Source organism: Pseudomonas juntendi (genome assembly GCF_009932375.1).
Taxonomy (GTDB): Bacteria; Pseudomonadota; Gammaproteobacteria; order Pseudomonadales; family Pseudomonadaceae; genus Aquipseudomonas; species Aquipseudomonas juntendi.
Genome location: NZ_BLJG01000329.1, coordinates 1 through 5,542 on the forward strand (window position 1 = coordinate 1; position 5,542 = coordinate 5,542).

A 5,542-nucleotide genomic window follows, 5' to 3' on the forward strand; every position below is an offset into this window, starting at 1 on the left:
TGCGCCGCGCGGGCGGCGCTCGCTCTAACAGGCACTGCATATCTTGTGGCAAACACCTGTCAGCCCTGATGCGATCCCTGTGGGAGCGGACTTGCCGGCGATCTGGCCAACACAGGAGACAGCCTATTTGACGATCATGCCCACCCCACGCCCCCGTGGATCAGAGGCAGTCTCCAGCTTTGCCCCTTCCACCCGGATCGCCTGGATATCCCCCATCTCCCAGCCCTGGTCTTCCAGCACATACCCCATCTTCTTCAGGCCGTCAGCCACAGGCCCGGTCAACGGTGCATAGCTGTCGAAGTAGATGGTGTCCTTGGGCAGCAACTGATGGTGTACACGCTGCGCCGCCACCGCCTTGTCCAATGGCATGCCGTAGTCATACAGGTTGTTCATCACCTGGAAGATCGAGGTAAAGATCCGCGAACCACCCGGGGTGCCGATCACCAGCTCGACCTTGCCGTCACGGGTCATCAGGCTGGGGCTCATTGATGACAGCATGCGCTTGCCCGGCTCGATCGCGTTGGCATCACCGCCGACTACGCCAAAGGCATTGGCCGCCCCCGGCTTGGCGCTGAAATCGTCCATCTCGTCGTTCAGCAGGAAACCCGCCCCTTTCACCACCACGCCGCTGCCGTAGTCGAGGTTGAGGGTGTAGGTGTTGCTGACAGCGTTGCCGTGCTTGTCGACGATGGAAAAGTGCGTGGTCTGGTGCGGTTCCAGCCCGGGCTTGACCTTGTCAGTGTCGGAAATGGCTTTCGGGTTGACCTGCGCAGCGCGCTTGGCCAGGTAGTCCTTGGCCACCAGTTTATCCACCGGCACTTGGGTAAAGGCCGGGTCACCGAGATAGTCGGCGCGGTCGGCGAACACGCGCTTCTCGATCTCGGCCAGCAGGTGGATGTACTGCGCCGAGTTGTGCGCCACCCCCTTGAAGTCCGCCGCGCGGTCTTCCTTGATGCCCAGCAACTGAGCCAGGGCTACACCGCCGGAGCTGGGTGGTGGCGCGGTATACACCACGTTGCCACGCCAGCTGACGGCCATCGGCTCACGCCATACGGCCTTGTAATCCTGCAGGTCTTGCTTGGTGATCAGGCCCTTGTCGGCCTGCATCTGCGCCACCAGCAAATCGGCAGTCTTGCCCTGGTAGAACTCGCTGACGCCTTTGGCGGCGATACGCTCCAGGGTCTGGGCCAGTTCGGGCTGCCTGAACAGCTCGCCAACCTTCATGTTGCCGAAGTAATCGTTGAAGTTGGTCGCAGTCTTGAACATGCCCTGTGCATCGTTGCGGTACTGGTACTGCTTTTCCGCGACCTTGAAGCCATTTTTCGCATAGCCGATGGCCGGGGTCAGCAGCTCGCTCCAGGGCAGCTTGCCAAACTTGCGATGCGCCTCCCACAAGCCCATTACCGTGCCGGGTACGCCAGCGGCGCGCACCCCGACCAGGCTGAGGTTCTCGATGACCTCACCCTTGTCGTCCAGGTACATGTTGCGCGTGGCGGCCTTGGGCGCCACTTCGCGGTAGTCGAGGAAATACGGCTTGCCGTCGACGAACAGGGTCATGAAACCGCCGCCGCCGATATTGCCGGCCTCGGGGTAGGTCACCGCCAGGGTGAAGGCCGTGGCCACGGCGGCATCGACTGCGTTGCCGCCCTTTTTCAGGATATCGGCGGCGACCTGTGCACCATATTGATCGGGGGCAGCCACTGCACCGCCTTCCAGATCCGCAGCGTAAACCGAGGAACAGCTCAGGATCGCGGTTGCGAGAGCCAGGTACTGAAACGGGACAATACGCATGACACTTCCTTGGTGTTGTTTTTGTCGAGCAGTAAGTAAGACCGATGCGCCTGGACTGTGCAATCAACCGCAGGGCGTTTCGCCGCCCGTGGGCAGGCTTTGTCGCGTTCAGGCAAATCAGCAGGCGTACATGGCCAGCTTGCGCTGGATGAAATCCAGAAAGCACTGAATACGCAGGGCCAGCTGCGTGTTGCGGTAGTACACCGCGTGAATCGGTTGCCGGTAACCGTTGTTGGCTTCACCCAACAGCACCTGCAAGCGCCCGCTGCGAATGTCTTCGTGGGTCATGAAATGCGACAGGCTGACGATGCCCTCCCCGGCCAGCGCCAGCTGGCGCAGGGTCTCGCCGCTGGAAGCCAGCAACGCGGGGCGGATGCCGAAGCGGTCACCCTGGGCATGGCGCAGTGGCCACTGGTTGAGCGAGTCGGGCTGGCTGAAGCCAAGCAGGCAGTGGTTGGCCAGGTCCTCGACACGCTGGGGCGTCCCATGCTGCGCCAGGTAGGCGGGGCTTGCCAGCACCTGCACCGGGCTGCAGCCGAGATTGCGTGCATGCAGGCTGGAGTCGGCCAGTTCGCCGATGCGAATCGCCACATCGGTGCTGTGCTCCAGCAGGTCGATGATCAGGTCGTCGGTATTCAGCTCCAGCTCTATGCCCGGGTACTGGCGGCGGAACTCGCCGATCCACGGCACGATGGCATGCAGCATGAAAGGGGCGGCAGCGTTGATGCGCAGACGCCCGGTAGGGGTCTGGCGGTTCATCGACAGGCGCTCTTCCATGTCGTCCATCTGCTGCAGGATCAACCGCGCGCGGTCGAGGAAAAAACGCCCTTCCTCGGTGAGGTCCATACGCCGGGTGGTGCGATTGACCAGAGTGGTGCCCAGCTTGCCCTCCAGGCGCGACAACGTGCGGCTGACGGCGGACGGGGTCTGGCCCATCTGCTCGGCAGCGGCGGAGATCGAGCCGCAGTCGATGACGGCGACGAACACCTGGAGTTCTTCGGATCGGGTTTTCACATTCGGGCCTGTGATGGGTCTGTGCAAGGATCAGATAATCGCATGTCCAGGCCAAGTGGGCTGCTCCCACCTCACCCGTGGGAGCGGGCCAGCCCGCGAAGAGGCCAGTACAGGCAACCCATCACGCTGCCTTGCCGAACACCTTGTCCAGATGGGCCTCATAAGCTGCCAGCGCCGCCGGCACATCCGGGCGCTTCATCACATCCGTTGCCAGGAAAGTCGGCAGGCCGGTCATCCCAAGGAACTGGTTGGCCTTGTGGAACGGGAAATACACCGCATCCACGCCTTTGCCTTCGAAGAAATCGCTCGGGTCATCGAAGGCCTGCTGCGGCGCGTTCCAGGTCAGCGACAGCATGTATTGCTTGCCGTGCACCAGGCCACCGCTGCCGTACTTCTGCGTGTGATCCGAGCGGGTGCGGCCATCGTTGGCGTAGAGGCTGCCATGGCCTGCGGTGAACACTTCATCGATGTACTTCTTCACCGTCCACGGCGCGCCCATCCACCAGCCCGGCATCTGGTAGATGATCACATCGGCCCAGAGAAACTTCTCGACCTCGGCCTGCACGTCGTAGCCACCGTCGATGAACGTCTGCTTTACATCGAAACCGGCGCGGTCCAGGTGGGCGATGGCCGCTTCGTGCAAGGTCGTGTTGAGGCGGCCATCAGAGTGAGCGAACTGTTTACCACCATTGAGCAGAAGAATCTTTTTCATGCTGGCCTCCCCGGCCGAGTCAAAATTTGATGTCGGCAGGTTAGAGGTTCGATGGGGCGGGATACAGAAGTCACCGGGCAAAATACAATTGACCAGAAGTCACGAATCAACATCACATTATTGCCGTAGAATCGGTTCACCACCCCTCACCGAGTAGCGCCTCATGACTGAGCAGATCGCCTTCATTCTCAAAGCCAAGACCCGCCCGGAAATGGCCGATGCGTTCGAAAACCTGTTCCGCCCTTATGTCGAGCCAAGCCGCCAGGAGCCAGGTTGCATCGAGTACCACATGCTGCGCGACCAGCAGGACCCGAGCCTGTTCGTGTTTTTCGAAGTGTGGGCCGACCAGGCCGCGCTGGATGTGCATTCAGCCCTGCCGCACATGGCCGCCTTCTTCGAAAAACGCATGGACTACCTTGAGCGCGATTTCGATATCCAGCAGGTCGACATGCTCAGCGCATCCAGCGCTAACCGTTGATCAGCAAGTGGCCGCCCAGTGCGGCCAGGCCGATGAAGAAACAACGCTTGAACAGCAACGCGCTGATGCGCTGACGCAACCACTGCCCGGCCAGCATGCCGAGCAAGGCTGGCGCCAGCATCAGCAGTGAAGCACCCAAGGCCTGGCCACCGAGGGCATCCTGCCCGGCCAGGCCAACAGCCAGTGCCAGGGTCGAAACCGTGAACGACAGGCCCAGCGCCTGGATCATCTGCTCGCGGCTCAGGCCCAGGCTCTGCAAGTAGGGCACCGCAGGTATCACGAATACCCCGGTTGCCGCCGTGATTACCCCCGTCACCAGCCCGCACGCAGGCCCCAGCCAACGCTCGTGCGCCGCTGCCAAGCGCAAGCCCGGCCCAACCAGCCCGTACACCGCGTACGCCAGCAAGGCCGCACCCAACGCATGCGCGGCCCATGGCCCGCTGTCGATGCCCAGCCAGGCACTGCCCAGCAAGGTGCCAATGAAGATCAGCGCCAGCATCGGGCCCAGCCGCGCCAGCAACGCTCGCAGGTGCCCGCCGCTGGCCAACTGCCAAAGGTTGGTAAGGGTCGACGGCACGATCAGCAGTGCTGCAGCCTGCGCCGGAGGCATAGCCAGGCCCAGCAGGCCCATCGCGATGGTGGGCAGCCCCAGGCCGATCACGCCTTTCACTGCGCCGGCCAGCAGGAACGTCAGCACCACCAGCAGCGACAGAGCGGGGCCTATGTTGTGGTAGAAAGCGAGCAAGGTATTCATGGGCCGATAATGGCCCGTGGCGGGCAGGCTGAAAATCTGCCATACCCTTAGCCAGACTCTTGCTAAGGCAGAGGCACATGCATTTTGACTTGATCGACCTCAAGCTGTTCCAGCACACCCTGGAGTGCGGCAACATCACCGCCGGTGCCAGCCGCAGCCATCTGTCGCTGCCGGCAGCCAGTGCGCGCATCCGGGCCATGGAAGCGTCGCTGGGCATCCCTTTACTGCAGCGTAACCGCCGCGGTGTTCAGCCGACCCCGGCCGGCCAGGCGCTGTTGCAGCATGCCCGCCTGATTGCCCAGCAGGTCGAACGCCTGCAGTTCGACCTGGGCCAGTACGCGCAGGGGCAGCACGGCCAAGTGCGCCTGCTGTGCAACACCGCAGCACTTACGGAGTACCTGCCCGAACTTGTGGCCGGTTACCTGGCTGAAAACCCCGGCGTCAGCGTGGACATACAGGAACTGCCGAGCCTGCGCATCGTGCAGGCGATTACGCAAGGCATGGCAGACCTTGGCATTGTTTCATCAGCCGCGCCTTTCGGGCACCTGCAAACCCGGCCGTTTCGTGACGACCCACTGGTGCTGGTAACGCCGCCTGGCCATCCGCTGGCCAGCGAGGTTGCCCCCAGCTTCATCGACAGCCTGGCGCATGGTCATGTCGGGCTTGGAGCAGGCAGTGCATTGGCGTTGTACCTGGAGGAACAGGCATTGCGGGAAGGGCGGCGCATGCAGGTGAGAGTGCGGGCCGAAGGGTTTGATGGCGTGATCCGCATGGTTGCAGGCGGGGCTGGGGT

At 62.6% G+C, this 5,542-nt stretch carries 6 protein-coding genes; 2 read left to right on the top strand and 4 right to left on the bottom strand.

The annotated features are described in order from the left end of the window. Positions 1-123: 123 nt before the first annotated feature. From ggt to mdaB, 3 genes are all read right to left on the bottom strand, one after another. Positions 124-1,791: a gamma-glutamyltransferase gene (gene ggt / locus GYA94_RS25540; protein ID WP_110679776.1), complete on the bottom strand. Its 1,668-nt coding sequence runs from the start codon at positions 1,789-1,791 to the stop codon at positions 124-126. Between the two features lie 117 nt (positions 1,792-1,908). After that, a complete protein-coding gene (locus tag GYA94_RS25545) occupies positions 1,909-2,805 on the bottom strand; it encodes a LysR family transcriptional regulator (RefSeq protein ID WP_029887177.1) in 897 nt (298 codons plus the stop codon). A 121-nt stretch (positions 2,806-2,926) separates the two neighbouring features. Continuing rightward, positions 2,927-3,517 carry an NADPH:quinone oxidoreductase MdaB gene (mdaB, locus tag GYA94_RS25550; protein WP_110679775.1) on the bottom strand — a complete coding sequence of 197 codons (591 nt, stop codon included), beginning with the start codon at positions 3,515-3,517 and terminating at the stop codon, positions 2,927-2,929. 163 nt (positions 3,518-3,680) lie between these two features. Here mdaB and GYA94_RS25555 point away from each other — a divergent pair, with 163 nt between their 5' ends. Then, positions 3,681-3,995: a putative quinol monooxygenase gene (locus GYA94_RS25555; protein WP_009683867.1), complete on the top strand. Its 315-nt coding sequence runs from the start codon at positions 3,681-3,683 to the stop codon at positions 3,993-3,995. Here GYA94_RS25555 and GYA94_RS25560 read toward each other — a convergent pair. Next, positions 3,985-4,749 (bottom strand): sulfite exporter TauE/SafE family protein, encoded by a 765-nt coding sequence (locus tag GYA94_RS25560; protein WP_110679774.1) that lies wholly within the window; start codon positions 4,747-4,749, stop codon positions 3,985-3,987. The genes GYA94_RS25555 and GYA94_RS25560 overlap by 11 nt on opposite strands. Before the next feature lie 77 nt (positions 4,750-4,826). On the opposite strand from GYA94_RS25560, the gene GYA94_RS25565 reads away from it, so the two are divergent. Then, on the top strand, positions 4,827-5,542 hold a 716-nt coding region (locus tag GYA94_RS25565), incomplete at its 3' end, for a LysR substrate-binding domain-containing protein (RefSeq protein ID WP_161893360.1).